Annotated in this window: 28 protein-coding genes; 13 read left to right on the forward strand and 15 right to left on the reverse strand. The window is 72.1% G+C overall.

All coding sequences use genetic code 11. The features are described from left to right. Positions 1–67: 67 nt before the first annotated feature. The 3 genes from ACZOOI_RS02960 to ACZOOI_RS02970 all read right to left on the reverse strand — a co-directional run bounded on the left by ACZOOI_RS02960 (position 68) and on the right by ACZOOI_RS02970 (position 2,985). Positions 68–1,486: a hypothetical protein gene (locus tag ACZOOI_RS02960; RefSeq protein ID WP_465279267.1), complete on the reverse strand. Its 1,419-nt coding sequence runs from the start codon at positions 1,484–1,486 to the stop codon at positions 68–70. A 69-nt stretch (positions 1,487–1,555) separates the two neighbouring features. Next, positions 1,556–2,077 carry an ATP-binding protein gene (locus ACZOOI_RS02965; protein ID WP_465279268.1) on the reverse strand — a complete coding sequence of 174 codons (522 nt, stop codon included), beginning with the start codon at positions 2,075–2,077 and terminating at the stop codon, positions 1,556–1,558. Next, positions 2,074–2,985 (reverse strand): MEDS domain-containing protein, encoded by a 912-nt coding sequence (locus tag ACZOOI_RS02970; RefSeq protein WP_465279269.1) that lies wholly within the window; start codon positions 2,983–2,985, stop codon positions 2,074–2,076. Before ACZOOI_RS02970 ends, ACZOOI_RS02965 begins: the two co-directional genes overlap by 4 nt. Positions 2,986–3,541: 556 nt before the next feature. Between ACZOOI_RS02970 and ACZOOI_RS02975 the strand changes: the two genes are divergently transcribed. Next, on the forward strand, positions 3,542–5,758 hold the full coding sequence (locus ACZOOI_RS02975; protein ID WP_465279270.1) for an SDR family oxidoreductase: 2,217 nt from the start codon (positions 3,542–3,544) through the stop codon (positions 5,756–5,758). 60 nt (positions 5,759–5,818) lie between these two features. Here ACZOOI_RS02975 and ACZOOI_RS02980 read toward each other — a convergent pair whose 3' ends face one another. Next, positions 5,819–7,021 carry an alpha/beta fold hydrolase gene (locus tag ACZOOI_RS02980; protein WP_465279271.1) on the reverse strand — a complete coding sequence of 401 codons (1,203 nt, stop codon included), beginning with the start codon at positions 7,019–7,021 and terminating at the stop codon, positions 5,819–5,821. 261 nt (positions 7,022–7,282) lie between these two features. Then, positions 7,283–7,717, reverse strand: coding sequence for an EboA domain-containing protein (locus ACZOOI_RS02985; RefSeq protein ID WP_465279272.1), 435 nt, complete (start codon positions 7,715–7,717; stop codon positions 7,283–7,285). Between the two features lie 336 nt (positions 7,718–8,053). On the opposite strand from ACZOOI_RS02985, the gene ACZOOI_RS02990 reads away from it, so the two are divergent. Further along, a complete protein-coding gene (locus tag ACZOOI_RS02990) occupies positions 8,054–8,488 on the forward strand; it encodes an SRPBCC domain-containing protein (protein ID WP_396008617.1) in 435 nt (144 codons plus the stop codon). 45 nt (positions 8,489–8,533) lie between these two features. Here the strand turns inward: ACZOOI_RS02990 and ACZOOI_RS02995 are convergent, their stop codons facing one another. Continuing rightward, positions 8,534–8,824: a VOC family protein gene (locus tag ACZOOI_RS02995; RefSeq protein ID WP_465279273.1), complete on the reverse strand. Its 291-nt coding sequence runs from the start codon at positions 8,822–8,824 to the stop codon at positions 8,534–8,536. Between the two features lie 284 nt (positions 8,825–9,108). Here ACZOOI_RS02995 and ACZOOI_RS03000 point away from each other — a divergent pair, with 284 nt between their 5' ends. The 4 genes from ACZOOI_RS03000 (at position 9,109) to ACZOOI_RS03015 (ending at position 12,821) form a co-directional block, all read left to right on the forward strand. Next, positions 9,109–9,264 (forward strand): hypothetical protein, encoded by a 156-nt coding sequence (locus ACZOOI_RS03000; RefSeq protein ID WP_391587483.1) that lies wholly within the window; start codon positions 9,109–9,111, stop codon positions 9,262–9,264. Positions 9,265–10,036: 772 nt separating this feature from the next. After that, complete coding sequence (locus ACZOOI_RS03005; RefSeq protein ID WP_465279274.1) at positions 10,037–10,585, forward strand: hypothetical protein; 549 nt, start codon at positions 10,037–10,039, stop codon at positions 10,583–10,585. A gap of 158 nt (positions 10,586–10,743) precedes the next feature. Beyond that, positions 10,744–12,150: a sensor histidine kinase gene (locus ACZOOI_RS03010; protein WP_465279275.1), complete on the forward strand. Its 1,407-nt coding sequence runs from the start codon at positions 10,744–10,746 to the stop codon at positions 12,148–12,150. Next, the gene (locus ACZOOI_RS03015) at positions 12,147–12,821 is read left to right on the forward strand and encodes a response regulator (RefSeq protein ID WP_465279276.1); all 675 of its coding nucleotides are present in this window, start codon (positions 12,147–12,149) and stop codon (positions 12,819–12,821) included. The genes ACZOOI_RS03010 and ACZOOI_RS03015 overlap by 4 nt, the downstream gene beginning before the upstream one ends. A gap of 239 nt (positions 12,822–13,060) precedes the next feature. Here the strand turns inward: ACZOOI_RS03015 and ACZOOI_RS03020 are convergent, their stop codons facing one another. Beyond that, entirely contained in the window at positions 13,061–13,999 is a 939-nt protein-coding gene (locus tag ACZOOI_RS03020; RefSeq protein WP_465279277.1) for a sigma-70 family RNA polymerase sigma factor, read from the reverse strand. 241 nt (positions 14,000–14,240) lie between these two features. Here ACZOOI_RS03020 and ACZOOI_RS03025 point away from each other — a divergent pair, with 241 nt between their 5' ends. Further along, positions 14,241–14,846, forward strand: a complete 606-nt coding sequence (locus ACZOOI_RS03025) for a hypothetical protein (RefSeq protein WP_465279278.1) — start codon at positions 14,241–14,243, stop codon at positions 14,844–14,846. 102 nt (positions 14,847–14,948) lie between these two features. Here the strand turns inward: ACZOOI_RS03025 and ACZOOI_RS03030 are convergent, their stop codons facing one another. The 3 genes from ACZOOI_RS03030 to ACZOOI_RS03040 all read right to left on the reverse strand — a co-directional run bounded on the left by ACZOOI_RS03030 (position 14,949) and on the right by ACZOOI_RS03040 (position 16,152). After that, positions 14,949–15,197, reverse strand: coding sequence for a hypothetical protein (locus tag ACZOOI_RS03030; RefSeq protein ID WP_391587489.1), 249 nt, complete (start codon positions 15,195–15,197; stop codon positions 14,949–14,951). Then, a complete protein-coding gene (locus ACZOOI_RS03035) occupies positions 15,194–15,523 on the reverse strand; it encodes a DUF6247 family protein (RefSeq protein WP_465279279.1) in 330 nt (109 codons plus the stop codon). Before ACZOOI_RS03035 ends, ACZOOI_RS03030 begins: the two co-directional genes overlap by 4 nt. A 164-nt stretch (positions 15,524–15,687) precedes the next feature. Beyond that, positions 15,688–16,152 carry a hypothetical protein gene (locus tag ACZOOI_RS03040; RefSeq protein WP_465279280.1) on the reverse strand — a complete coding sequence of 155 codons (465 nt, stop codon included), beginning with the start codon at positions 16,150–16,152 and terminating at the stop codon, positions 15,688–15,690. Positions 16,153–16,200: 48 nt separating this feature from the next. Here ACZOOI_RS03040 and ACZOOI_RS03045 point away from each other — a divergent pair, with 48 nt between their 5' ends. After that, positions 16,201–17,130 (forward strand): hypothetical protein, encoded by a 930-nt coding sequence (locus tag ACZOOI_RS03045; RefSeq protein ID WP_465279281.1) that lies wholly within the window; start codon positions 16,201–16,203, stop codon positions 17,128–17,130. Here ACZOOI_RS03045 and ACZOOI_RS03050 read toward each other — a convergent pair. Continuing rightward, positions 17,066–17,641 carry a hypothetical protein gene (locus ACZOOI_RS03050; RefSeq protein WP_465279282.1) on the reverse strand — a complete coding sequence of 192 codons (576 nt, stop codon included), beginning with the start codon at positions 17,639–17,641 and terminating at the stop codon, positions 17,066–17,068. The genes ACZOOI_RS03045 and ACZOOI_RS03050 overlap by 65 nt on opposite strands. 579 nt (positions 17,642–18,220) lie before the next feature. Here ACZOOI_RS03050 and ACZOOI_RS03055 point away from each other — a divergent pair. Further along, on the forward strand, positions 18,221–19,138 hold the full coding sequence (locus ACZOOI_RS03055) for an NAD-dependent epimerase/dehydratase family protein (RefSeq protein ID WP_465279283.1): 918 nt from the start codon (positions 18,221–18,223) through the stop codon (positions 19,136–19,138). Here the strand turns inward: ACZOOI_RS03055 and ACZOOI_RS03060 are convergent. Both ACZOOI_RS03060 and ACZOOI_RS03065 read right to left on the reverse strand, forming a co-directional pair. Further along, entirely contained in the window at positions 19,131–19,955 is an 825-nt protein-coding gene (locus tag ACZOOI_RS03060; protein WP_465279284.1) for a GNAT family N-acetyltransferase, read from the reverse strand. The two genes, ACZOOI_RS03055 and ACZOOI_RS03060, sit on opposite strands and share 8 nt — an antisense overlap. A 37-nt stretch (positions 19,956–19,992) precedes the next feature. Then, a complete protein-coding gene (locus ACZOOI_RS03065) occupies positions 19,993–20,247 on the reverse strand; it encodes a hypothetical protein (RefSeq protein ID WP_465281341.1) in 255 nt (84 codons plus the stop codon). On the opposite strand from ACZOOI_RS03065, the gene ACZOOI_RS03070 reads away from it, so the two are divergent. After that, on the forward strand, positions 20,155–20,361 hold the full coding sequence (locus tag ACZOOI_RS03070) for a TetR family transcriptional regulator C-terminal domain-containing protein (RefSeq protein WP_465281102.1): 207 nt from the start codon (positions 20,155–20,157) through the stop codon (positions 20,359–20,361). The genes ACZOOI_RS03065 and ACZOOI_RS03070 overlap by 93 nt on opposite strands. 110 nt (positions 20,362–20,471) lie before the next feature. Further along, positions 20,472–20,693, forward strand: a complete 222-nt coding sequence (locus ACZOOI_RS03075) for a hypothetical protein (protein WP_465279285.1) — start codon at positions 20,472–20,474, stop codon at positions 20,691–20,693. Between the two features lie 64 nt (positions 20,694–20,757). Here the strand turns inward: ACZOOI_RS03075 and ACZOOI_RS03080 are convergent, their stop codons facing one another. Together ACZOOI_RS03080 and ACZOOI_RS03085 are read right to left on the reverse strand one after the other, a co-directional pair. After that, positions 20,758–21,999, reverse strand: a complete 1,242-nt coding sequence (locus ACZOOI_RS03080; protein WP_465279286.1) for a PrsW family intramembrane metalloprotease — start codon at positions 21,997–21,999, stop codon at positions 20,758–20,760. Next, complete coding sequence (locus tag ACZOOI_RS03085; RefSeq protein WP_465279287.1) at positions 21,996–22,667, reverse strand: hypothetical protein; 672 nt, start codon at positions 22,665–22,667, stop codon at positions 21,996–21,998. Before ACZOOI_RS03085 ends, ACZOOI_RS03080 begins: the two co-directional genes overlap by 4 nt. A 169-nt stretch (positions 22,668–22,836) precedes the next feature. Here ACZOOI_RS03085 and ACZOOI_RS03090 point away from each other — a divergent pair, with 169 nt between their 5' ends. Continuing rightward, positions 22,837–23,859, forward strand: a complete 1,023-nt coding sequence (locus ACZOOI_RS03090) for an alpha/beta hydrolase (protein WP_465279288.1) — start codon at positions 22,837–22,839, stop codon at positions 23,857–23,859. Positions 23,860–23,899: 40 nt separating this feature from the next. Beyond that, the gene (locus ACZOOI_RS03095; RefSeq protein WP_465279289.1) at positions 23,900–24,994 is read left to right on the forward strand and encodes an alpha/beta hydrolase; all 1,095 of its coding nucleotides are present in this window, start codon (positions 23,900–23,902) and stop codon (positions 24,992–24,994) included. Positions 24,995–25,077: the final 83 nt, after the last annotated feature.

The raw sequence follows: 25,077 nt of genomic DNA on the forward strand, positions 1-25,077 counted from the left end.
GCCCATCTCCCCTTGTCCGCATCCGACTTCGTACGGATGTCCGAACGCGTTGGCGTCCGGAAGGACCCTACGGGATGTCGGCGGCGATCCGATCACGGACAACGACCAGTTGGGCCCGCCGGGTTTCGTCGAACCGAATCTCGGCCCACTCCGTGCTTTCGTTGACCGGAAGTCGACGCCGGTCCTCGATCAACGCGGTCAGCCGCGGCAACGCACCGGCCGCATGCCGCCCCATGTCCGCCGGCACCGGCAGCGCGTGTGCGCCGACGTACCGATCCCCGGCAACGGCCGACAATTCGGCGACGAGCCGATCGGCGAAGCCGGCATCCGTGACACCACGGTGTCGCCAAACCACGCCCGCCAACTCGTACTTGAGCACCGACTCGGGCTCGAACAGAGCCATCGCCTGCCGACCCTGACGCTCGGTCAACCCACCGCACGCCATCAGTCCGATCAGTGCTCGGCCCACCCGGCGCCGGGACTCGACCACGTCGACCGGCTGTTCCGCCAACCACGCGTCGACGTCCGCTCGCCCATCGGGCGGCCGTCGGGCTGCGAAGACCGCGTCCAACTCCGGCAGCACCGCCTCGACCGGTGCCGGCGCGCCCGGTTCGCCCGACCATGCCTCTCCGAGGCCGTCCGCATGCGCCGCCCACAGCTCGACCGCCGCCCGCCACAGGTCGACGGACAGCCGCAACACCCGCAGCGTCTCCGCACGCAGCGCCGGATCCGAGCCGGCCGCGACCTCGGCCAGGGCGGGCAGCAGTTCGCCCGGTCCGGTACGCCACCACCGAATCGCCGCCGCCGCCATGTCCAGCCCGACCCACCGCACACCCGGGTACTCGGCTGCGAGCAGCAGTCGCACGATGCGGTGGCACGCGTCCTCGTGATCGTTGCGAGCCAATCGCCATGCCCAGGTCGAGCCCCAGGATCGGGCGCCGGGCCCGACTCGACGCACCGCCGCCGGCAGATCGGCCGAGATCGCCTCGTTCAGCGCCTGTAGCCATGCCCACGGCAGGCCTTCCACGCCCAGCAGCCCCAGCGCGGCCACCACCCGCACCGCCGGATCGCCGTCCTCCAGCAGCTGCGTGAGCACGTCCTCGAACGCACCGGCTCGCCCGAGCAGGGCCGTCACGCCCGCCACCCGCACGTCCGGATCGGCCAGGTCCGGCAACCGCGCCGACACCGTCTCGGCGTCCTGCGTCGCCACGAACAGGTCCGCCGCCGCGACCCGCACACTCGGCTCCGGGTCCACCACGTACGCTGCGGCGCGCTCGCCGACGATCGGCCAGGCCCGGCCGAACTCAGCCAGCGCACAGAGCAGTTCGATCGCGCGCACCCGCTCCTCGGCCGCTCCCGCGTCGGCGAGGGCGAGCAGCAGCCCGGTCACCGGTCCGTCCCGGTCCGCGCGTACCGCCTCGAAGATCGCCGTGCGCTGCGCACCCACCATGGCCGCCGCGCCGGAGGTCACGGCCCGTCTCGACATCTCTTCATCGGTCACCGTGCCCGACGGTGTCACATCGGGCCGGTCCGCCCCAGCCGATCCCGCCGGCCGTCAGGGGCGCTCGGCTCCCGTCCCGGCGCTGCCACAGGCTTCCTCGCCCTGCGGTCGCCCGGCCGGCTCGGCCGGGGTCGCGGGCGTCGACGCGGTCAGGTGCATCGTCATCCGGACCACCACGCCCTCGGCGCACTCCGCCACTTCGACCTCGTCGCACAACGCGCGGGCGATCCACAGCCCGCGGCCGGGGGTCTCGTGTTTGTCGGTCAGTCTCGGGAAGGCCCGCCGTCGGCAGCCGTTGTACTCGTCGCTACTCGCGTGGATCTCACACACCACCCGGCCCATGCGGGGCACACAGCGCAGCAGGGCGGGCTTCGAGCCGCTCGTGACCGCACACGCGGCGATCTCGTGCACCGCCAGGACCAGACAGTCGGGTCGGTCGTCGGCCAGGCCGACCGCGTCGGCGTGCCGGCGCACCACCGCGCGCACCAGGCACAGGTCCGAAGCACCGAAGGGCAACACCTCTACCGGACCGCCGCCGGTACAGGCGCGGGCGTGATCGTGCTTCGGGCCGGTCACTGCGCTCCCCCACTACGCTCCCCGGACGGACGGTCCCCGTCCACGATCAAGCCACCGGTGCCGCTCCAGCCGAGCAGGTCGAGCACCTTGCGTACGGCCGGCCCCGGAGCGCGCAGCACCAACCGCCGGTCCGGGCTCAGCGCGGCGGCGGTCCGGTACAACGATTCCATCGCGCACAGGTCGGCGAACTCCAGCGCGGACAGGTCGACCACCAGATCACGTCCCGACTGCGCCGCCGTGGCCCGCCGCAGCGCATCCTCCAACAGCGCCCGGGTCGCCACGTCGGCCTCGCCGATCAGTCGCAGACCCCTGGTCGTGTCGGCGACCTGGAGGCTGGGCGGACGAGCGCGCCCGGTGCCCGCGACGATCGGGTGCAATCGTTCCTGGGCGTCGACCTGGACGGAGCTGAACTCGCGCGGATCGTACAGGCAAAAGCCCATCGCCTGACGGCCGGGCAGGCCCAGGCCCGCGAGTCGTTCGAACTCGTGCAGTTCGTCGTACGCGACGCCGCCCGCCGGGCCCCAGGTCATGTCGCCGCACACCCGCAGGCCCCGAAAGCCGTCCGCAAGTGCCTGCTCCACCGCCGTGAAGAACGTCTTCGCCATCCCCTCGGGCGAGAACTCGCCCTCCCACAGCGGCGTTCGGCCGACGTCGACGACCACGAGCGAGCCGTCGGCCTCGCGTTCGGCCGGCCATGTGGGTCCTTCGGAGAGCGTACTCATCAGCCAGGTCCGGTCGCGCCGGCCGAGCAGACACAGCACTCGGTCGTCGGCGGACAGGCCGTCCCGAACGTAGCTGTGCACCGCGAGCCGGACGATCTCCTCGTCGGCCGACACGAAGCAACAGTGGCTTCCGTATGCCATCGATCCCACCGCGGCCACCGTGGCCCCGGCCTGGGAAGTGTCCATCTGCGTATGCCCCCTGGTCCTGGTGCGCCGCGGGCGGACCCGGGCGCTCGTCCCGCTCCAGACCGTAGACCCACCAGGTGGTGTCATCGAGCGAAAACAGTCCAGAAAGCTTCTTTCGGGGGTATCGGCAGCCCGATCGAGGCACAATCGTTGGTTCCCGGTCACCACCTCGACCGGGCCCGAACCGGCGCGCCGTGTGCCGCGACGTTTGTTCCGTCGCGGTGTTCCGGTGCGATGCCTCCTCGACGCGCCGCGGGAACGCACGCCGCCGGGCGCGGCACCGGCCTCCTCGCGACCGCATCCGCGACCGGGTTCGCGACCGCGACCGCGACCGCGAACCCGATCGGGTGACGCCGACATCGGTTGGCCCAATACCGCCCGGGTGCCGACCGTTCGGCGACTAGCGTCCTGACGAAACCCACTCGTCCCAGGGAAGACATTGACCACGCATGCCCCGGCGCAGCGCGCCATCGGGCCCGACTCGCCGCGCGTCGACACGTTGGACATGACGCCCCGTCAGGCCATTCGGAAGAACCTGCAAGGAGTTTGCTGAGCCATGCGCGTCGCCATCACCGGAGCCACCGGATTCCTCGGTCTCCATCTGCTCCGCGAACTACTCGACCGACATCGCACGATCACCGTGCTCTCGCACGCGGGCTCGCGCGGCGCGATCGACCGGATTCGGGCCTTTCTGGAAGTCACCGCCGCTCCGGACGAGTTGGTGCGGCGACTCCCCGAACGGCTGCGGATCGTCGAGACCGATCTGACGCAGCCGCGACTGGGCCTGTCCCGATCGGACTTCACCTCGCTGGCCGATTCGATCGATGTGATCTGGCACTGCGCCGGCGATCGCCGAATCGACGCCACGTTGGCCGAGCTGCGTCCGGTCAACGTCGAAGGCACCCGGCATCTCCTGGAGTTGGCCGAGGTCGGCCGGCGTCGGCCGCGCATGTTGCACATCAGCACCGCGTATGTGGCCGGTTCCCGGCGCGACGGCACGGTGAAAGAGGAACTGCCGGACGACTCGGGCGGATTCGAGAACGACTACGAGCGATCCCGGTACGAGGCCGAGGTGCTCGTCCGGGACTGGGCCGCACGATCGGGCCGGGCGGCGATGATCCTGCGGCCGACCACGCTGGTCTCCGACCGGCCCGGCATGCCGGGAAATGCGCTGCGATACATGGTCGAACGAGCCGAGGCGACCGGCGGTTGCGCGGCGCTGGGCTGGGCGGCGCGGTTGCCGCGGCGGATCCGGCCGGTCCTGCGCCTGACCTCGGCGCCGGAGGGCCGGCTCAACTTCGTGCCGGTGCACGAGGCGGCTCGGGTGATGACCAGGCTCGCCGACCTCGCCGGATCGGGCGGTGTGGACGTCTACCACGTACGGCATCCGCACGACGTGCCGATCGAGGTCGTGCGCGAGGTGTTGGCCGAATTCCTGCCGGTCAGGCTGCGGTTCGTGGCCGAGCCGCCCGCCGGGCCGACCAGCGTGGAGCGGCTCGCGGAGGCGCACGCCGCGTTCATGCCGTATCTGACGCACCGTCGCAGCTATGACGACTCGGGTGTGCGGGCGCTGCTCGGTGAGCCGCGCTCGGCCGTCGGGATCGATCGGGATTACCTGGTGGACTGCGTCCGGCCGGGTCGCAGCGGGCGGCGGGCCGGCGCGCAGCGGCACCCGCACCCCGAGCACGGTCGGGCGGAGCGGGCCGGGTCGGTCGAACTCGGCTGCGTGTTGCGCTTTCGCGGCCTCGCGCCGACCGTCGAGGATCTGCGCGAGGCGGTGGCGGCGCGGTTGTGGCGCGTGCCCACGCTCGCGTACCGCACGGACGGCGGCCATCGCCGACGCGGCCCGCTGGATCCGGCCCGGCACGTACACGTGCACCCGATCGGCCCGGATCGCCTCGATACCGCCGTGGACGAAGCGCTCGCGGCCTGGCTGCCGCGGGATCGGCCGCTGTGGGAGGCCCGGCTCGTACACGGCCACGCGCACGACGAATGGGCGGTGATCGTCAAGGCGCACCCCACCCTGCTGGACGGCGCGTCGGTGGTCGAGGTGAGTCGGCGGCTGTTCGGCGTGGAGCCGATCGACGCCGCGCCGGCCCACCCGGCGGCGGTCGGCGATCCGGGCGCGTGCGCCCGCGTACGGCGCCTGCTCCCGCCGGCCACCCGGCCGTTCGCCACCCGGGGGTTGACCGGCACGCGGCGCCTGGCCTGGCTGGGCATGGACGCCGAGCGGCTGCATCCGGCGGGGGCCGACCCGGACGCGCTGTTCCTCGCCGCGCTCGCGGGCGCGCTGCGAGACTGCGCGGGCGTCCCGTGGCGGCGCGGGCCACGACCGGTCTGGGCGCTCGTACCGACCCCTTCCGGCGCGGCGGAACCGGGCGCACACGCCCGGCCCACCCGGGTGCGGCTGCCGTGCGACCAGGCGGATCCCGCACGACGCCTGGCCCTGGTCACGGAGGCGATCCGGGCGGCGCACCCGGCTTCCGGGCCGCGTTGGCACGCGCGGGCGGCGACGTCACCGTGGCAGGTCGATCTGACGGCGGGCCCGATCCACCGGTGGCTGCGCCGACCGTACGCATTCCGCGGCTCGCCGCTGATCGGCGCGGTCCCCTTCGGCGGCCTGCCCCGAGGCATGCCGTTCGGGATGTTCCTCGCCACCTTCGAGGACACCCTGTACGTCAGCGCCGTCGCCGACACCGGCCTGCCGGCGGAGTTGGCCGAGTCCCTGTGCACGTCGTTGTCCACGGCCTTGGACGAACTCACGACGGACTGAGGCGCGGCGCGGGGGTCGCCGAAGCGAGGGCGGCCTTCGGCCCGACCCGCTTCGGCCCGATCAGACCAGGTGTCGCCACACGTCCGCGTCGGCCGTGGTGCTCCATGTCGCGTCGCCGTGGCCGTAGTCCGGGACGACGGTGTAGCTCACCTTCGGGTTGCCGCCGGCCCGGATCAGGTCGGCGCCGAGCGGGTGGTTGCCGCGGCCCAGGGCCGTGTTCACCCAGGTCACCTCGGCGTCGATGGCCGACCAGTCGATCCGGTAGACCGACTCCTCGCCGGCCCAGATCGCGGTCAGGTCGCGGAGCAGCGCGGTCGGGATCAGGCCACCGCCGAAGCGCGCGGTGGCCTCGGCCCACACCGACAGCGGACCGTGCGCCAGGCTGAACCGGTCCTCGGCCGGCGTCGCGCCGAAGGCGAAAGTCCCTGCGGCGAAGCCCTGTTCATAGACCCAGTTGGTCAGTCCCGGCAGGCTGCTCGTATGGATCAGCGCAAAATGCGCGAGTGCCGCGTTGGTGAACCTCGTGTTCGGATCGACCGGTCGCGGCACGGCCGAGGCCCCATCCGGATCGCCGACCGCCCGCGCGAGCAGGCCCTTGAGGCCCGGGTCGTTCGCGTACGTGCCGGCGGCGAGCTGCCGATCGAGCGCGGCCCTGGTCCGGGCGGCGCGGACCGCCAGGTCGCCCTCGTACGGCCCGGTCGTATCCAGCACCATCACCCGCCGCAGCCTGGCCGGCCGGTCCGCGGCGAGGTCGAGCGCGAGCGCGGCGCCCGCGGAGTGGCCGAGCAGTTCGTAGGGCACCCGCAGCGCCGAGTCGACCGCGTCGATGACCTTGTGCGCGTCCCGCTTGTGCGCGGCCAGGCCCCATGCGGCGGTGAGGTCGGCGGGCGCCGCGTCGTTCTCGCGCGGTGAGATGCCGATCACGAGATAGCCGCGTTCGCGCAGGTGGTGGGTGAGGTTGTGGGCGGTGGGGGTGAAGAAGTTCGAGGAGAAGTCGAGGCCGCCGCCCGGGAGCAGATAGACGAGCCGGCGCGGCAGATGTCGGGTGTCCGCGACCACGTCCACCACCAACGGCACGGCCGCGTCCCGCACTTCCAGCCGCGTCCGGGTCCACTCCGGGCCGTGCTCGCGCCCACGCACCTCGAGGTCGCCGCCCAGGGCGCCGGCAATACGCTCCGCCGCCGGCTGCGCTCGCGCGCTACCCGCCCCCAGGCCCACCAACGCCGGAGCCGCCAGCACCGCCAACGCCTTCCTACGCCGCATCCCGTCTCCCAACCTCGCCCCACCCCAGCCTGCCCACCGTCCCCACCCCACAAGCCCCCGGGTCCCTGCAACACACCGGCCACGGACCCGCGTTCGGTGGGCACAACGGGCAGGACGCGACGAACGCGGCGGGACGACGCAACGAACCGACAAGACCGTGCCGAGCGCAGCGCACCGCGGCGATCTCGGCCACCCCGGGTGGTGGGGTGGCCGGCGTCGGGGTCGAGCGGCGTGCGGTGGTTTTCGGGGGGCTTGCGCCGACTAGTCGGGGTCGGTGGTGGCGGAGGCGGAGGTGAAGTCGGCGAAACGGGCGGCGGCGATCAGGTGGGGGTCGCCGGTGCGGAGTGCGTCCTCGACCAGGGCGGTGGCCAGCGCCGGGTCCCGTTGGGCGACCGAGAGGTAGGGCAACGCGCGCAGCACGGCCCGGCGTTCGTGGGCGTCGCCGCGCCAGTACAGGGTGCGCAGGTGGGCGGACAGGTCGTCCTCGGGGGTGCGCGTCGCCAGTTCGGCCAGGGCCAGCACGCGCGCGGCGTCGTCGCAGGTCCAACCGGGCAGCCCGATCAGCGGGGCCCGGCCGCATGTGCGGCCGGCGGCGGCGAACACGGTGAAGTCGGCGAGGGTGGGCCAGTCCTGGCTGCCCGGTTTGGCGGACGCGGTGAACGCGCTTCGCAGAGCTGCGATCGGCGGGTGGGGCATGGGCGGATTCCTCCCGGTGGCGGCGATGCGGAGTACGCATTCGTGGCTGTGCGTTCCCCATCCGGAGTGATCGCCAATCGACGAATCACAGGCGGACGCATCGGCCCACGCCGGACGTGCCGGTGACCTACGTTTCAAGCCGATTCATATTTCCGACAAAGCCCATGAATTGCCGCAAACAATCGCCTCCGCATCCGGTACCGCCCCCGTCCCGACCGCACCACCCGGCCGCGGAGGCGCACACGGCGCGCGTACGGCGCAAACTTGACCTTCAGCGAACCGTTCGCGAACCGTTGGCAGGCTGACGTGGGCGTTCGCGAGATCTACCGTTGGTCCATGGTTCGCGAACCGCTCGTCGAGGTCAGTGTCGTGATCGCCGCGCCCGCCGAGGCGGTCTGGCATGCCCTCGTGGACGCGGACACGCGCGCCTTGTGGTGGAGCTACCTGGACCTGGACGCGCGGGTGAACGGCCGGCTGTCCGAGCGCTGGAGCGGGGCCGACGGCGAGGCCCGACTGACCACCGGTCGAGTGGAGGCGCTCGACCCGTGCCGGCTGCTGCGGTTCACCTGGGCCGACGACGACTGGGCGGTGTCCACGACGGTGACCATCGAGCTGACCCGGGCCCGCCCGGGCACCCAACTCCGGGTCCGCGAGACCGGCTGGAACCGCCTCGCGGACGGCCCGAACCTCGCCGCCGCACACCGCGACGGCTGGGGCGCCCACGTCGAAGACCTCCGCCGCTTCACCGAAGCCGCCGGCGGCCCCCGCTGACCACACCCCCGCCCGGGCGACGCGACAGGAAGGGCGGCAACCGGTTCACCCGCCGATCACCGAGACATCGACCGCCCGCCCGTCCGGGTCGGTCAGCCGGTGCCGCCCCGCCGGAAGCGGCGAGGTCTTCAGGGTCAGGCCGAGTCGCAGATATCCGGTGAGCCGATCGGGCCGCGCCGGATACAGCTCCACCACGACACCGTCGGCAAGGGTCGCCGCGTAGTGCTCGGGGCCGGTCCCATGGCGCTCGCGGACGAGATCGAGGCCGAGCGATGCGTAGAAGTCGCGGCACGCATCGAGCCGCGACGTATAGACGACGATCAGTCCCAGCGACATGGCAGCCAGTCAAGCACAGCACCGCCCGCCCATCCGGCCCTCCCGACGCGAACCGACCCGCACCGTGACCGACGAACCACGACCCGCCACGCACCACCTACGACCGACGACCCGCGATCGGCAACTCCACGCCCCACCCGTGGTCGCCGACGGTTGACGTCGGCACGGGCGGTAGTGTTGTGCCGCCGCTCGGAGGACGAACGGCGGAGCGAGCCAACCGCGGTTCGTGCGACCGGTTCGGCCGGTGGCACGGTCGCGCGGCTGCACCACTTTTGGGAGTCATCGTGTTGAACGCCCTCGGCGCCCTCGCCGAACTCACCCCTTTCGTCGTGGTCGCGGTCGGCTTCACGTTCGTGATCCGCGGCATCCTGCGTGCGGACCGGCGCGAGCGCGAGCACTACGCCAAGAAGGACGCCGAGGCGCAGACGCACTCGTCCTGACCGTTCGGCGTTCGGCATTCGGCCGACGATTCCCGGCGGTCGTCCCGAGGCCCGACGCCCGAGGCGCCGGGCGTGTGCGCCGATTGCCCGGCCCCGAGCCGGACCGACCCGCTCACCGCGCTTCCGGTCCGCCCTCCGGTGCGTGCGTAGGTCCCGGATACGTCGCCACTCCTCCCCGACGTGAATGTCGAGGCTTCCCGCCATGCCGCGCCCGCGTTGCGACGGCCCGGCCGCCCCGCCCGACCCAGCCCAGCCCCGTCCCGTCCCGCCCGTAGCAACGCGAAGTGCTCCCACCGCGTCGGCACGCACGGTGTGGCCGCGGGCAACGCACCGAAGCCTCCCCGTGGGCCGGTCCTCCTGCGGCGACGCACCTGCCCGTACAGCCCGGCTGCCCGCCGACCCGCTTCACGTCGCCGGCTGCCTCACCCCGGCCCGAATCAGACCCTGCGGCGGCGACGCGATCAGTGTGTACGCCCGCCTCCCGCTCCACGCGCCCGACCGCACGGCGACCGCCGACCGGCGCCGCACATCGACCCTCGCGTCGTCGCCGGGCGACCCACCGCACCTCCCCGGCCCCGCATCCGCCGCGCTCCGACCCCCTACTGCGGTATCACTCCGGAGTTGGCGCCGCAGTGTGATGCCCGCCGCCGACTCGGCTCCTACCTTGGGAAAACGGCGCCGATCCAGGCACCGAGCACCGAGCACCAGCCGCGAGCGTTCGCGCGCCACGCACCGCGACCGCGTAATCGTGGGCACACCCCAAGGACCCGCCATGACGCTCACCACCGCCCGCCACGTCCCCACCCGCTCCCGCGCCCGTCGTGCCCACCCCGCACTGCGCCGATTCGCGCCGACTTCGGTGCGCGAGGCCGCTCGACGCTCGGCATACGCGCTGATCACGCTCCCGCTGGGCCTGCTGAGCATCGGCCTCGTGCTCACCGGCCGGTCGTCCCGCGCGGCCCGACTCCGACTCGCGGCGGCGCGCCGGTTCCTGGATCCGGGTTTGGGCGAGGCCGCCGGTCGGGACGCCCCCGGTGCACCGCGGGTGCTGCGCCACGCCCTGCCCGACACCGCACTCGGCATCCCGACGCTGGTCCTGGCCGGCTACGCGTACGGCAACACGCTCCGCAACCTGACCTACCCGATCTGGTACGGCAACACCGACTATTCCGACGCGTGGGGCGGACCGACCCTGGCCGGGGTCTGGGCCGTGCACTCGATCGGCGGGCTCGCCTTCTTCGCGGTGTGCCTGTGCCTGATCAAGGTGCTCACCGACGTACAGGCGAGGTCGGCCCGCCGCGCGTTCGCCCCGTCGGCCTGATCCGCGCATCCGCACATCCGCCACCCGTACGCCCGTACCCGCCGGTACGCCGGTACGCCGGTACCCGTATGCCCGTTCGCCCCACCCCGGAGAGCGCAATGACCACCACCCTTGCCCGGCCCGGTCAATCGGGCCCTCCGGGCATACCATCACCAACCGTGGAGACCGTTCGACCCTCGATCGTCCTGGCCACGCTGCGCGAGGCGATGTCGCCGAACTCGGTGGCCCCGCTGCCGCACACCCGCCGCACGACGTTGGTGTTGTCGCTGACCGCGCTGGCGGTCGCCGTGGCCGGGTGGTTCGACCTGTACCAGCACTACGAGCCGCACGGCCCCGGCGTGACCGTCGCCGCCCTCGCCCGCGCGGTCCCGGTCCTGCTGTGCCTGTATCGCCCGCTGGGAGCCTGGTGGTTGGCCCTGGCCGCGGCGATCGCGACGGCGGTGCCGACCCACCCGGTGTCCGACGCCGAGCCGTGGCCGTGGGCGGTGACCACGGTGATGTCCCTGGTCGTGGTGCTGACCGTGATCGCGCTGCGGGCGCCGCGCCGCGTATTGGTCGCGTTGTGGCTGATCCTGCTCGCGGCCGGCACGACCCTGGTGCTGATCCGTGGCCCAGTCCGGCTCAGTGATCTGTTGCCGATCACGATCCTGTCCGCGCTGGCCCCGCTCACCGCCGAGGCGATCGGCAGCCGAAGTGCCGCCCAGCGCCGCCTGGTCGTGGTCGAGGAGATCGGCCAGGCCGAACACGCCCGGCGTACCCTCCTGGAGGAACGCACCAGGATCGCCCGCGAGTTGCACGACGTGGTGGCCCATCACATGTCGGTGATCACCGTGCAGGCGGACAGCGCGCCGTACCGGATCGCCGACCTTCCGCCCGCCGCCGTCGACGAGTTCGGCTCGATCGCGGCCGAGGCGCGCCGCTCGCTCACCGAGATGCGCCGCCTGCTGCACGTGCTGCGTCAGGACGCGGACGCCGACGCCGAGCACAGCCCACAACCGGGCCTGGCCGAACTGCCCGTACTGATCGAGACCGCGCACCGGGCCGGCCTCGACGCACACCTGTCCGTCGCGGACAGCGTGCCCACACCCGACCGGGTACCGGTGGGGGTGCAGCTCTCCGCGTACCGGCTGGTCCAGGAGTCGCTGAGCAACGTGGTCCGACACGCACCGGGCGCAGCGGTAAGGGTCACCGTGACCGGGGACACCTCGGCGCTGCGGATCACCGTCCTGAACTCCGCCCCCGAAGCACCCGGAACGCCCAGAACGCTCGGAACGCCCGGAGCACCGGGAACGCCCAGAACGCCTGGAGCACCGGGAACGGCAAAAGCCGCAGGCGCCACAGCAGCCCTCCGCAGACCCGTCGAGGCCCACGACCGCACCGCAGGCTCCGAACCGACCGGCACCGGCACCGGCCAGGGTCTGATCGGCATGCGCGAGCGGGTCGCGATGCTGGCCGGCGAGTTGCACACCGAGGCGCTGCCCGACGGCGGCTTCCGGGTCGCTGCCATGCTTCCCCTACCACCGGCCGACGCAACACCGGCCCCGACCACCCCCGGAGCGGCATGACCACCCTAGTGATCGCCGACGACCAGGCAATGATCCGCGCCGGCTTCGCCGCACTGCTCGCGGCGCAGCCGGATCTGGAGGTGGTCGGCGAGGCGGCCGACGGCCGCGAGGCCGTGCGGCTGACCCGGGAGGCTCGGCCCGACGTGGTCCTGATGGACGTTCGCATGCCGATCCTGGACGGCCTGGCCGCGACCCGCGAACTGCTCGGCGAGAAGGGCGGGTTCGACCGGGTGCCGAAGGTGTTGATGCTGACCACGTTCGACATCGACGACTACGTGTACGAGGCGCTGCGCGCGGGCGCGAGCGGATTCCTGCTCAAGGACGCCTCGCCGGCCGACCTGATCGCCGCGGTCCGCATCGTCGCGGCCGGCGACGCACTGCTCGCGCCCTCGATCACCCGCCGGCTGATCGCCGATTTCGCCCGCAACCGGCCGATCACCCGCGCGGGTTCGACCCGCCTGGGCACCCTCACCCCGCGCGAGACCGAGGTCCTCGGGCTGATCGCACAGGGCCGCTCCAACGGCGAGATCGCCGCCCATCTCGTACTCGCCGAGCAGACGGTGAAGACCCACGTGAGCCGCATCCTGGACAAGCTCGACCTGCGCGACCGCGCCCAGGCAGTGGTCTTCGCCTACGAGAGCGGCCTGGTCACCCCGGGCACACCCTCGTAGCGCTCCGACCACCCCGGGCGATCCCTACAACCCGAGCACCGCCGGCCGGTCGACTCGACCCACCCGCCCCACCCCGCCCCGCCACGGCGTCACGCCGTCGAGGCACCCGGGCAACCCGGAGCAGGCCCATCGAAGCCGAAGCCGGCACCGACGCGCCCGCGTCGGTGCCGGCGCCGGCGCCGGTGTCAGCGCCGGCGCGCGCCCGCGCCGGCATCGGCATTCCGCGCAGCCGCCCCGGTTCAGTCCGTGGGCAACCCCAGCAGCTTCGCGAGCTCCGGGTCGACCGGCCCGGTCGGACCGACCAGGTCCTGATTCTCGGGCCGAGCCAGGCGGGCGGGGTCGGCGAGGATGTTGATCTCGACGATCTTGTCGCCGACGATGGTGAAGTCCATCACCCCGAACGCGCGACCACCCGGCGCGTTCAGCAGGCCCGGGGCGCCGTTGATCAGCACGGGCCGGGCGTACTGCGCGAAGCGGGCGAAGCTCAGCGCCTGCTCGACCACCGCGCGGGCACCGCGGACCAGTTGCGACACGCCGATCGGGCCGCCACCGGTGTCGGCGCGGAGCAGCACGTCGGGGTCGAGCAGGTCCAGCAGCGCCTGGAAGTCGCCGCCCCGGGAGGCGGCGAGGAACGCGTCCACGACCCGGCGCTGGCGGGGCAGATCCGGCTCGGGCGCGGCCGAGGCCCCCTGTACCTTGCGCCGGGCCCGGCTGGCGAGTTGCCGGGTCGCCGCGGTCGACTTGTCCACGATCGGCGCGATGTCGTCGAACGGCATCGCGAACATGTCGTGCAGCACGAAGGCGAGTCGTTCGGCGGGCGGAAGGGTGTCCAGCACGACCAGCATGGCCAATCCGACGGAGTCGGCGAGTACCGCGAGTTCCTCGGGATCGGCCCCGTCCGCGCGGGAGAGGATCGGGTCCGGCACGTGGGTGTCCCACATGTCCTCGCGCCGGGACTTGCGCGAGCGCAGCATGTCCAGGCACACCCGCCCGACCACCGTGGTCAGCCAGCCGCCGAGGTTGTGCACATCGCTGATGTCGGAGCGATCCAGGCGCAGCCAGGCCTCCTGGACCGCGTCCTCGGCCTCGCTGAGCGAGCCGAGCATGCGATACGCCACCGCCCGCAGGTGGCTCCGGTTCTCCTCGAACCGTTCGGCCAGCAATTCGTGCTCCGTCATCGTTCGTTTTCTCCCGTTCCCGTTCCCGCGGCGCTGTGACCGGCGGTTTCCAGACGATATGACACCCGGAATCCGCCACCCCGACGCCCCGCCCACAGCCTGCGCCGACCGGGGTCCGGCCGCACGGCCCACCGGCCGCGTCGGTGGTGAGGGACTTCCCGCCGATCCACCCGCAGAGCTGTCCCCGGGGCCGAACCCCTGGTTGCATGGGCGCGGCAACCGGGATCGAGGAGGCGAGTACGTGCCCAGGCCACGGCGGAACATGCCCGTGCGGCGTGGCGCGCTACCGCCGACCGTCCTCGCCCTGCTCGCCGCCGCGGGCTGCGCGGCCTGCGGCGACACCGCGGCCGCGGCGCAGGATCGGGAGATCACCGGGTATACGGACGGCGTCGTGTCCGCCACGGCCGGCTGGCAGGACCGGCCGGTCGCCTTCGAGTTGGCCGTCGGCGTGACCACCGCGCCCGAACGGCCCCGGGTCACCGATCGCCTGCCGCAGGTGGGCACCGCCCCACAGGGTGCGACGTTCGTCCTGATCGGCCTGCACGCCGAACTGCGCACGACCGCTGCCGGCGGCGCATCGGATTGCACCTTCGCCTACGGCCAAAAGCTCGCCGACGAGGTGGTGCTGCGCCTCCCGGACGGCCGCCGCGTCCCGGTCCTGAACGCCTCCCCGCAGCCCAATCCCTACCTCGCCTCGGTCGAACTCGCGTTCCAGGTCCCCAGGTCCTTCCGCACCGGCACCCTCGACCTGACCCCGACCGGCACCCTGCACGCGACCTGCCCCACCGGCCCGACCGACATCCCGCTGACCTTCCCCACCCACCACTTCACGCTCACGACCGACTGAGCCGAACCGAGCCGACCGAGCCGACCGAACCGAAACGAACGGCCCGAGCCGAACCGACCGGACCGAGCGGACCGAACCGAGCGGGCCCGTCCCGGTCCGCCCTCACCCGATCCACACCAGGTTGATCACGCTCACCATCACCCGGTTCTCCTGCACGATGTACGTGGCGAACCCGTGCGCCGCGAACGCCGCCTCCAGCGTGTCCCTCAGGCCCCCGCTCATCCGCGCCCCCGCGTTCCACGGGTCGTTGCGCAACCGCCGCTCCAGTTCGGCCCAGGCCCGGCGCGCGGTGGCCGGCAGGGTGCGCCGGATCGCCTCGGCCTCGACGTGGTACTCGACGCCATAGTTCACCGCTGCGCCCGGAACAACCGGTCCACCCGCGCCGGAACGATCCCCGACAGATCGCCGTCCCGAATTCGCCGGGCCCGCTCCAACACGGCCTCGTAGTCCCCGTTGCGGTGGTGGACCAGCCGCCGCTGCCACGGGATCAGCACGCTCGCCAGCTGGGCCAGATCCCCCGCGTCGCGCGCATGGTCCAGCGCCCGGCCGTACTCGTCCTCGAACTCCTCCCGCGCCCCGTCCGGCAGTTCGGCACGCAACTGCCCCGGCGTGGGCCACAGCGAGCCGCCGGTATGGATGGTCACGTCCGGGACGGATGGATCACGAGGTGCGGTCATGCGCCCAAGCGTCGCACCACCCATCCGCCCGACACCGAGGCACGCCGAAAATCGCTGCCGCCGACACCGCCGGCATCACCCCGACACGGCCCGGATGGCGCATCCCGAAGCCGCCCGGCCATCCGCTGATCCTGGTGGACACCGGCTTCAGCCGCCCGAACCGCTCACATCCTCAGCTTCTGCCACGCCGTGCGCAGCGCCTCCAACTCGCGGCGCGGGAACGGCCGTCGCCAGTCGGCGTACCAGCCGTCCTCGCCGAGGTCGAAGTCCACCCGGTCGAAGCCGCGCAGCACGCTTCGCGCAAGCAGCTCGATCGGGTGGCGGGCCTCCCACAACACGTCGCCGGGCCGGGTGCGCACGGACGCGTCGGCGTATTCGACGATCCGCACGTCCACCGCATCGCCGTCCGGACTCAGGTGCCACAGACAGCCGTTCGGTTCGGCCTCGAACATCACCTTGTGGTCGCCCGGTTCGCCGAGCGCGAGTCGGGTCACCGCGCCGATCAACTCCTCGGGGGCATAGGTGATGTAGGAGACGACCAGATGCGCCTCCCCGGAGATGTCGGCGATGGTGCAGTCGGCCCAGCCGGAACCCGACAGGGTCCAGGTGAACCACAGCGATGCCTTCATTCCGGACATGTTGCCGGCCGACCGGGGCCGCAGCCCTAGGATCGCCGGATGGACCGCACGAATCTCACCCGGCCGGGCGGCGACTGGGATGCACTGCGCCTGGACGTACCCGAGTCGGCGCGGCCGTCGCTGCGCCTGCTGGCGGCGCACAACCGCAGATTCGTACTGGTCGACGCCTCGGCCGAGGGCACTCCCGACGCCGACGCACCACCGCTGCTGCTCGCCGAGGTCGACCCCGACTGGTACGGCGTGGACTACCGCTGTCCCACCCCGTACCGCTCCCCGCTCGCCCCGCTGCGCGCCGCCGAGGCACGCGCCCTGGGCGCCCCGAACGACCCTTCCTGGTATGCCCGTTGGGCACATCGCATGGCGGACGAGCTGAGCCGGACCGGGCCGCTGTACGGCGGTGGGTGGCTGCTGTCGCGGGACATGGATCGCACCCGGCTGCGCTTCCCGGAGTTCGCCCTGCCGACGCTGCCCACGTGGCCCGAGGGGCACATCGACTTCAACGCACACACCTACCACTACTGGGAGATCCTGCCGCTGCGTCCGCTCGCGTCGGCCGAGCACGGACGAGTCAAGGCGTATCGCAAGCAGGTCCGGGACGGCTCGCTGCCCCCGGTCCTGGTCTGGTGGATCAGCATGTTCCAGACGCACGTGGTCCTCGACGGCCACGACCGGCTCGCCGCGTCGCTCGCCGAGGGCCGGGTGCCGCCGCTGCTGGTGCTCTCCCGCCCGACGGAACACGACGCCTACGTGGCAGGCCCGGTGGGCGGGTACGAGCAGCGCATGGCCGCGATCGCCGGTGTTCCCGAAGGCGCCGTCGGGAACGCGGTACGCGACGCGGGCCGGCAACTCGCCCGGGACCTGCACCGGTTGCGCGAGGGCTACGGCCTCACCCGGGCCTGGCCGCTCAAGGGCGGCGTCCCCGCGTGGCAGCGTCTGGTCGAGCGGTACGCCCCCGACTGGACGCGCTGAAGCGCGGCGCACCGCTCGACTCCGGGTCGGCCCGGTCGGTACCGCCGCGGATCCGCACATCCAGCACCGCCGCCGCACCCACTCGCCGATCGCGCACCGCCTCGGCCCGCACCGCCGCGTGATACAGCAGCCCCGGCCCGCCGGGGGCTCCCGCACCCACCGGGCCCATCTCGCGCGGCACCCGATAGCGCACGGTCCACACCACCTGCGCCCCCGGTCCGATCGGCACACCCGGCTCCGGCTCCACCACCACGACCCGCTCCGCGTCGAACACCCGGACCCGGAACCGCTCGGCCGCACCCCCGCGATTACGCACCACCAACCGCGCCTCGACCACGTCCCCGGGGGCCGCCGCCACCCGCGCCCGCTCGAATCCGACCTGCACCGCGAGCGCCGGATCCCCGACCCGCTGCCCGGCCAGATCGGCTCCGCACAGCGGCCCTACGCAATACCCGTGGCACTCGTCCGCAACCGAAGTCCCACACAGTCGGCAGTACCCCGTCACACCCATGGCTGCCCCCGAACGTCGATCCCCCGCCACCGAAGACGCCCGCCGGCCACCCCCCGTTCCCCCCGCACCCCCACATAAGGGAACCCCCTCTCCCTTCCCTTCCCCCCAATCGCATCCTGCACTAACGTGCGCCCACACCCACGACCCAACCCCCACCCAACCAGCCCATCCGGCACTCAAGGACAGCCGTCCACACAACACCCCAACCGCACCTCGACCCCAATCAGCCCGTCCGGCGCTTGAGGACAACCGTCCGCAGGACAACCCCAACGGCAACCGACGCACCCGGCCACCCAACCCCAATCCAGCCCGTCCGGCGCTTGAGGACAGCCGTCCGCACGACAACCCCAACCGCAACCCAACCCACCAAGCCCACCAACCAAACCCAGCCCGTCCGGCGCTTGAGGACAGCCGTCCGCAGGACAACCCCAACGGCAACCCATGCACCCGGCCCCAGCCCCAATCCAGTCCGTCCGGCGCTTGAGGACAAAAAAGCCTCCACCCCCAGACCGCACCAACCCGCCAAAAACCACCAAAAATCCCACCAGCAAAGCGCAGCGAACCCGCACGGAGGACCCCATGGCATCGACCCTCACAGGCGCCAAGATCGTCGTCACCGGAGTCACCGGCCAAGTCGCCGAACCGGTCGCCAAGATCCTCGCCCGGGACAACGACGTGTACGGCGCAGCCCGTTTCCACGACGACGAGGCCCGCGAGCGCCTGGAGGCCGCAGGCGTCACGTGCGTTCGGATCGACCTGGCCGCCGGCGATGTCGCGGCGCTGCCCGCCGACGCCGATTACGTGGTCAACTTCGCCGTCGCCAAGAACGGCGACTGGAACGTGGACCTGGACGCGAATGCGGGAGGCGTCCTGTCCCTGATGGAACACCACCAAGCCGCCCGGGCGTTCCTGCACTGCTCCTCCACGGCGGTGTACCAGCCCGCCGGCCACAAGGAGCTCGCCGAGAGCGCGTCGCTCGGCGACAACCACGGCGTGTGGTCGTTCCTGGAGACGTACAGCATCTGCAAGATCGCGGCCGAGGGCGCCGCCCGCTGGGGTGCCCGCCGCTTCGCGCTGCCGACCACCATCGCGCGCCTGTCGGTGCCCTACGGCGACAACGGCGGCTGGCCCGGGATCCACCTGGAGATGATGCTCGGTGGCGCGCCGATCGACGTGCACACCAACGCGCCGAGCATCTACCACCCGATCCACGTGGACGACATCGCCGGCACCCTCCCCGCCCTGTTCGCCGCGGCCACACCCGAGGTCACCACGGTCAACTGGGGTGGCAGCGACCCGGTGAGCATCGAGGAGTGGTGCGGCTATCTGGCCGAACTCACCGGCGTCACGCCCGAGTTCAACCCCACGGACACGACCATCGACTCGGTCACGCTGGACCTGACCCGGATGCACGAGATCACCGGCCGCACCACCGTGCACTGGCGGGACGGCATGCGCCGGATGGTCGAGGCGCTGCACCCGGAACTGCTCAAGTAGCCTGCCCACCCTCCGCGTTCGCCCCGGTCCCGCTCCCGGGGAACGCATGCTCGGTGACCGGCCCGAGTACCTCGAAGCCCAGCTTCCGGTACACGGGCTCACCCGCCGCCGAGGCCTGCAACACCGCGACGGGGTGCCCCTCGTCGACCGCCGTGTCCAGCGCGGCCCGGGTCAGGGCCGCGCCGTATCCGCGCTGCCGGTGCGCGGCAAGCGTCGCGATGTTGTACACACCCGCGACACCGGCGTGCAGGAACACCTCGGCGGTGGCCACCGGTCGATCCGCTACGTACCCCACCAGGTAGCGCGCGGCGGACCCGAGCGCGGCCTCCGCGGTCAGTTCGGCGAACCGTACGACGTCCTGCGCGGACGGCGTCCAGAGCTCGGCGAGCACCCCGGCGAAGTCGAGGATCCCCGCGCGCGTGCGCACCGGCTCGATCCGCAACCCGGCCGGGAGCGCGGCCTCGGCGGACGTGGTCCGACTCCACCGTGTCCACATCGCCACCTCGGTGTCGCCGACCGGCAGGCCGTGCGCCACCAGGTGCTCGGCCAGATCCGTCGGCCGCGACCCCTGCGTGACCCACCACGAGAACGGCCGCCCGGTCGCCGCGACCCGACGCATCGTGCGCTCGACGACCGGCCCCACCGTCTCGGCGGTCAGCCGCGCGCCCGCGACGATGTTGTACGAGTCGTGCCCCAGGCCGCTGTCCGCGACGACCACGCCGTCGTCCTCGTCCACCCGCATCCCGGGGGTGCTCCGGTGCGCGTGGCATGCGTGCTCGGCGAGATTGCGGTCCATCGCTTCGATCGGTGCGCCCATCCGGCCATTCTCACCGCGCCCCGGCGCCCACCCAACCTCATTCGACGCGGAACAGGTGCACGACGTGCGGGGTGTCCGCGAGGGTGTGCCGCGCGAACGCGTGGTGGGCCCACACATGCACCCGGGCGTTCCCGGTCCACACCGTCGGCACCGTCTTGAACATGCCCGGCGGACGCTGCGTTCGGGCTGCGCCGGTCCGATCCGTGCCCTGCTCCCGGCCGGCACGCCCGAGCCCGCGCTCGACCCGGAAACCGACCGGCCGCACGCCCTCCTCGACGGCCTCGCGATCCACGCCGCGATGCGCCCCACCCTGGTCGGCTCGGACCGGATGCGCTCGATCGTCGCCGCCCACCTGGACGCGCTGACCGCGACCCCGGGGCACACCGAACCACCGGATGCCCGATGACGGCGCGGCGCAACCCGTCGCCCCGTGTTCATCTGCGTCGGGTTCCCAATGTCGGCTTCGCACGGGAGCATGGAGGGCAACTGCCCTAGAGGTAGGTAGGGAGGAGCACCATGGACGGACTCGTCGTGCTCGCCGTCTCCGTGTGTCTGCTCGGCCTGACCGTACTCCTGGTGGTGCGTTCGCTCGGTCGTCGTGACCTCAGCACCGCACCCAGGGACTTGCTGCGCGAGGACCGACTCACCGATCTCGACGAGACCGCGTGGGTGCAGCACACCGAATGGCCCCGACAGGCGGACCGGCGAACCGCGCCGGACCCGCACACCTGTCGCTGACCGTCCGGATCCGGCCGGCTTCGGGCCGCCGCGGCGGCGCCGACCCGAAGCCGGCCGGGTCCGACTACGGCACCTCCGGCGACTCGCGGCGTACCTTCGCATGCGGCATCGGCGCATCCGGTGACTCGGGCGGTTCCGCGTCCGCGGCCACCACTTGGGCCCGGGCCCGGTCGATCCGGCGATGCCAGCGGGCCACACCCGGATCGGTGTCCGGATCGGCGGAGCGGGCCAGCGCGACACCGTAGCCCAACTGGGCGCGCTGCAATCGGCTCTGTGCCCGGGCCGCCTTGCGCCCGTGTTCGCGCCGGGCCGCCTCCACCGCTTCCTTGCGGGTCTTGTTCGAGGCGAGCGCGGCGAGTTCGCGCAGTGGCAGCAAATCCGGCTCGTCGCCCACCGCGCGCGCGAACCAGCGATACTCCTGCCGGGCGGCGAGCCGGTAGACGAAGCTCGCGATGGCGAGCACGACCAGCCCGTTGAGCACGATCTGCACGATGGTCAGGTACCAGTCGGTGCGCTCCAGGACGATCTCCAGGATCGGCGAGTTGTTCACGAAATGCAGGGCCCACGCGACCGCGTACAGCGCACCGGCCGCCGCCAGCCGAACCGCGAGCCGCCGCCGTACACCGACCACCACGTACGCCACGCCCGCGCCGGTCATCGCGGTGAACGCCGCGTGGCTCCACAGCCCGTTGACGATCGCCCGGACGAAGAAGCTGGCCATGATCCCGCCGGTCCAGGTCTCGCCCGCCTGGATCGCCGCGTTCAGCGCGTACATCACGTTCTCGACCACCTGGAACCCGAGGCCGACCAGCGCGCCGAACACGAAGCCGTCGAGCACGCTCTCGAAGACCCGGCGGTTGATCAGGGTCAGCATCACCACGCCGAGCAGCTTGAGCGTCTCCTCGACCACCGGCGCCGAGATCGAGGCACCCCAGTCGGTGGCGAACTTGGGATCCAGCTTGGACAGATAGCTGAGCACGTTGTCGTTGGCCACGAGCGCGAATCCGGTCGCCACCACGCCGCCCCAGAGCACCGCGGCCACGCAGAACGACAGCGGCTCGCGCTCGAACAGGTCCAGGTGGGTGATCACGGCAAGCGCCGGGATCAGCCACAGAGTGTGGACCACCACGCTCAGCACGATCGCGCCGGAGGGCGCGGCCGAGGACAGCCGGACGAAGTTGGGCACCACGCTCGCGGCGCCGAGCGCGAGCACGATCGGATACAGCCAGAACGCCGCACGCCCGGGCTGCACGATGCTGCCCGCGTCCCGCCGGCCCCGGCGATCGGTCAGTGGAGCCACACTCACGAGTCGACCACCTCCACCGAATCCACCATGGTCACCACGTCGTCGGCGATCGCCTCGGTCAGCGGTGCGGTGTGCCGGGCGGTGAGCGAGACCCCCAGACCCTGGCCGCCGCCGACCAGGACGGTGAGCGTGCCGGCCACGGTGTTCCCGCTGATCGGCGCGACCAGGCCGGTGAGCCCGCGCGCGGTGGCCACCGTGGCCGGGTCGCCGCCGATCCGTCCGCGCCCGGTCGCCTCGTAACGGCGCGCCGCCGCCTTGAACGCGCCCGCGGCCGAGGACTGCCGGCCCAGCGGGGTCAGCCGGTACGTGGTCGCGCCCTTGACCAGCACGCTGACCAGATCGGCCTGCGAGGCGCCGCGGTCGATCTGCCAACCCGGCGCCGGCCGATAGCGGAAGGGGCCCAGCGTGACCACCTGGCCGGCCCGCACCGGCGCCGCGCCGACGACGGAGCGGTTGAGCAGGTACGGAATCGCGATCAGGAACAACATCACGAGAGCCACCACGACCGTCGCGCGCAGTCCGTGCGTACGCGGAATCGACCCCGACCTCGAACTCGGACTCGAATCCGGGGAGGGGGGTCGCGGGACGGGCGTGGCGAAGGACAAGCGCGACTCCTGGTTGTGGCCGACGGCGTCCTCGCCGGTACCCTCGCCGTCGCCGAAAGTCACTCGTGGCTCGACCGAAGGGGTGACTCGGTCACGGTAAAATCACGAAAACGCTGTTTTCGTCCCGCCGATCGATGGACGGCTGTTACAGAGCCGTCGAGTGACCGTTTCGATGTCCGGTTAAGGTCGTTTTTGTCAACAGCACCCCCTGACGCCTGCCGGAGCCCTTCCCTTGAACTCCCTTTCCGCACGCCGTCGTCGCGCGACGGCGCTGCTCGGTGCCGTACTCGTCGCGGTGACCGCGTCCGCGTGCGGCTCGTCCGGCGATTCGGCGGCCGAACACGCCAAGTCCACGGCGGCACCGTCGCAGTCCGGCGGCGCGCCGAGCCCGCCCGCCAAGCCCGCCGCGCCGACCAAGGCGGTGATGCCGACCGGCCCCGCGACGAACTTCACGACCGCCACGACCACCTCGGTCGGGCCGATCCTGATGACCTCGTACACGGGCCCCAAGTCGGGGGTCACCGGCAAGGTGTGGGTGTGGCTGCCGCCGGAGTACCACGACCCGGCCTTCGCGAAGCACGGCTTCCCGGTGCTCACGCTCTACGCGGGTGGCCAGAGCAACGGCTACAACACCTGGACCGACAACCAGTTGCCGATCCAGCAGGAGGCCGTACGCCAGAGCCGGGCCGGCACGAGTCATCCGTTCATCATGGTGATGCCGGTGCAGAACCTGGAGAAGGACGAGAAGCGCAGCCTCGAATGCAGTGACATCCCGGGACAGCCGAAGATGGGCACCTGGATGGCTCAGGACATCCCCGACCTGGTCAAGGCCAACTTCCGGACGCTGCGCGACCCGGCCGGGTGGGGGGTGATGGGTGCCTCCACCGGCGCGTTCTGCAGCATCAAGCTCGCGCTCCAGCACCCGGACCGGTTCAAGGTCGCCGTGCCGATCGACGGCTACTTCAACCCTGACTCCCCGCTGTGGAAGGGCCACGAGGCCGAGCGGCTCGCCAACAGCCCGGACAAGCTGATCGCCGCGGGCAAGGCGGACATCGACGTGCTCGCGACCGCAGGCGGCGGGGACGCGGCCGAGGTCCGCCTGGTCAAGGCCTTCGTCGCGAAGGCAGCCCCACCCGTACGCATCGAGTACTACGAGCAGCCCGCCGGCAGGCATCTGACGTCGCACTTCAAGAAGATGATCCCGGATCTGCTCGGCTGGCTCGGCCGACACATGTCCCCGCCCACCGCCGACTGACCGTGTCCGGATCGTCGCTGAATCCCCCTGGAAGACCACAGTGAGCCTGACCGGTACCCCCTTCTACATAACGACCATCGTGCTCGCCATCGCGGCCCTCGTGCTGGCTCTGGTCGCATGGAACCGCATCCCCGGGCCGAAGCCGGTCAGGATCGTCGGGCGGCTGTTCATGCTCGTCACGTGCCAGGCGACGGCCATCCTGATGGTCTTCGTGATGGTCAACAACGCGAACAGCCTCTACGACACCTGGGACGACTTCCTGGGCACCGGCGGCGGCCACGTGACCGAGGCCCGCGAACCGGCTCCGCCGCCGGCGCCCGAGCAGAAGCTGATCAGCAAGTTCGAGCCCGCCTCCGACGGCAAGATGGGCGACGGCGTCCAGGAGACCACCCTCAAGGGCCCGCAGTCGGCCGTCGAGGCCGAGGTCTACGTGTGGCTGCCGCCGCAGTACAAGGACCCGGCGTTCGCGGACAAGAAGTTCCCCGTCGTCGAACTGCTGCCCGGCTACCCCGGCTCGGCCAAGGCCTGGTTCGGCACGCTGGACGTCAACAAGCAGCTCAAGAGCCTGATGGCCAAGGGTGAGGTGGCACCGTTCATCCTGGTCTCGCCGCGAACCAAGCTGCTCGCGGGCAACGAGGACACCGGCTGCGCGGACGTGCCGGGCAAGGCCAACGCGGACACCTGGATCTCCGGCGACGTGCGCCGCATGGTGATCGACAACTTCCGTGCCGAGACCGACCCCAAGCACTGGGCCATCGCGGGCTACTCGGCCGGCGGCCACTGCGCCGTCCGGATGGCGCTGCTGCACCCGGACCGCTACGGCGCGGGCGTGAGCCTGTCCGGCTACAACGACCCCAAGGGCGAGTCCGACTCGGTCACGTCCAAGGACCCGGCCCTGCGCGTCTCGGCGAACCCGCTGACCATCCTCAAGGACGCACCCCAGCCCCCCAAGGTCGCCCTCTACCTGGCCGGCGAAAAGGGCGACGGCTACGGCGACGCCCAGGCCCTCAAGGCCCTCGCCAAACCCCCCACAGCCATCACCCTCGCCGAAATCACCGGCGGCGGCCACGGCACCGACGTCTGGCGCCGCATGGTCCCCGACGTCTTCCGCTGGCTCACCAAAACAATGGCCTAACCCCCAAACGCCGGCCGACACCCGAGTCCACCCAGCCCGGCCGGCGTTTGAGGCCACCCCAGCCCGACCGACGCCTGAGGTCA

Source organism: Embleya sp. L77 (genome assembly GCF_055557415.1).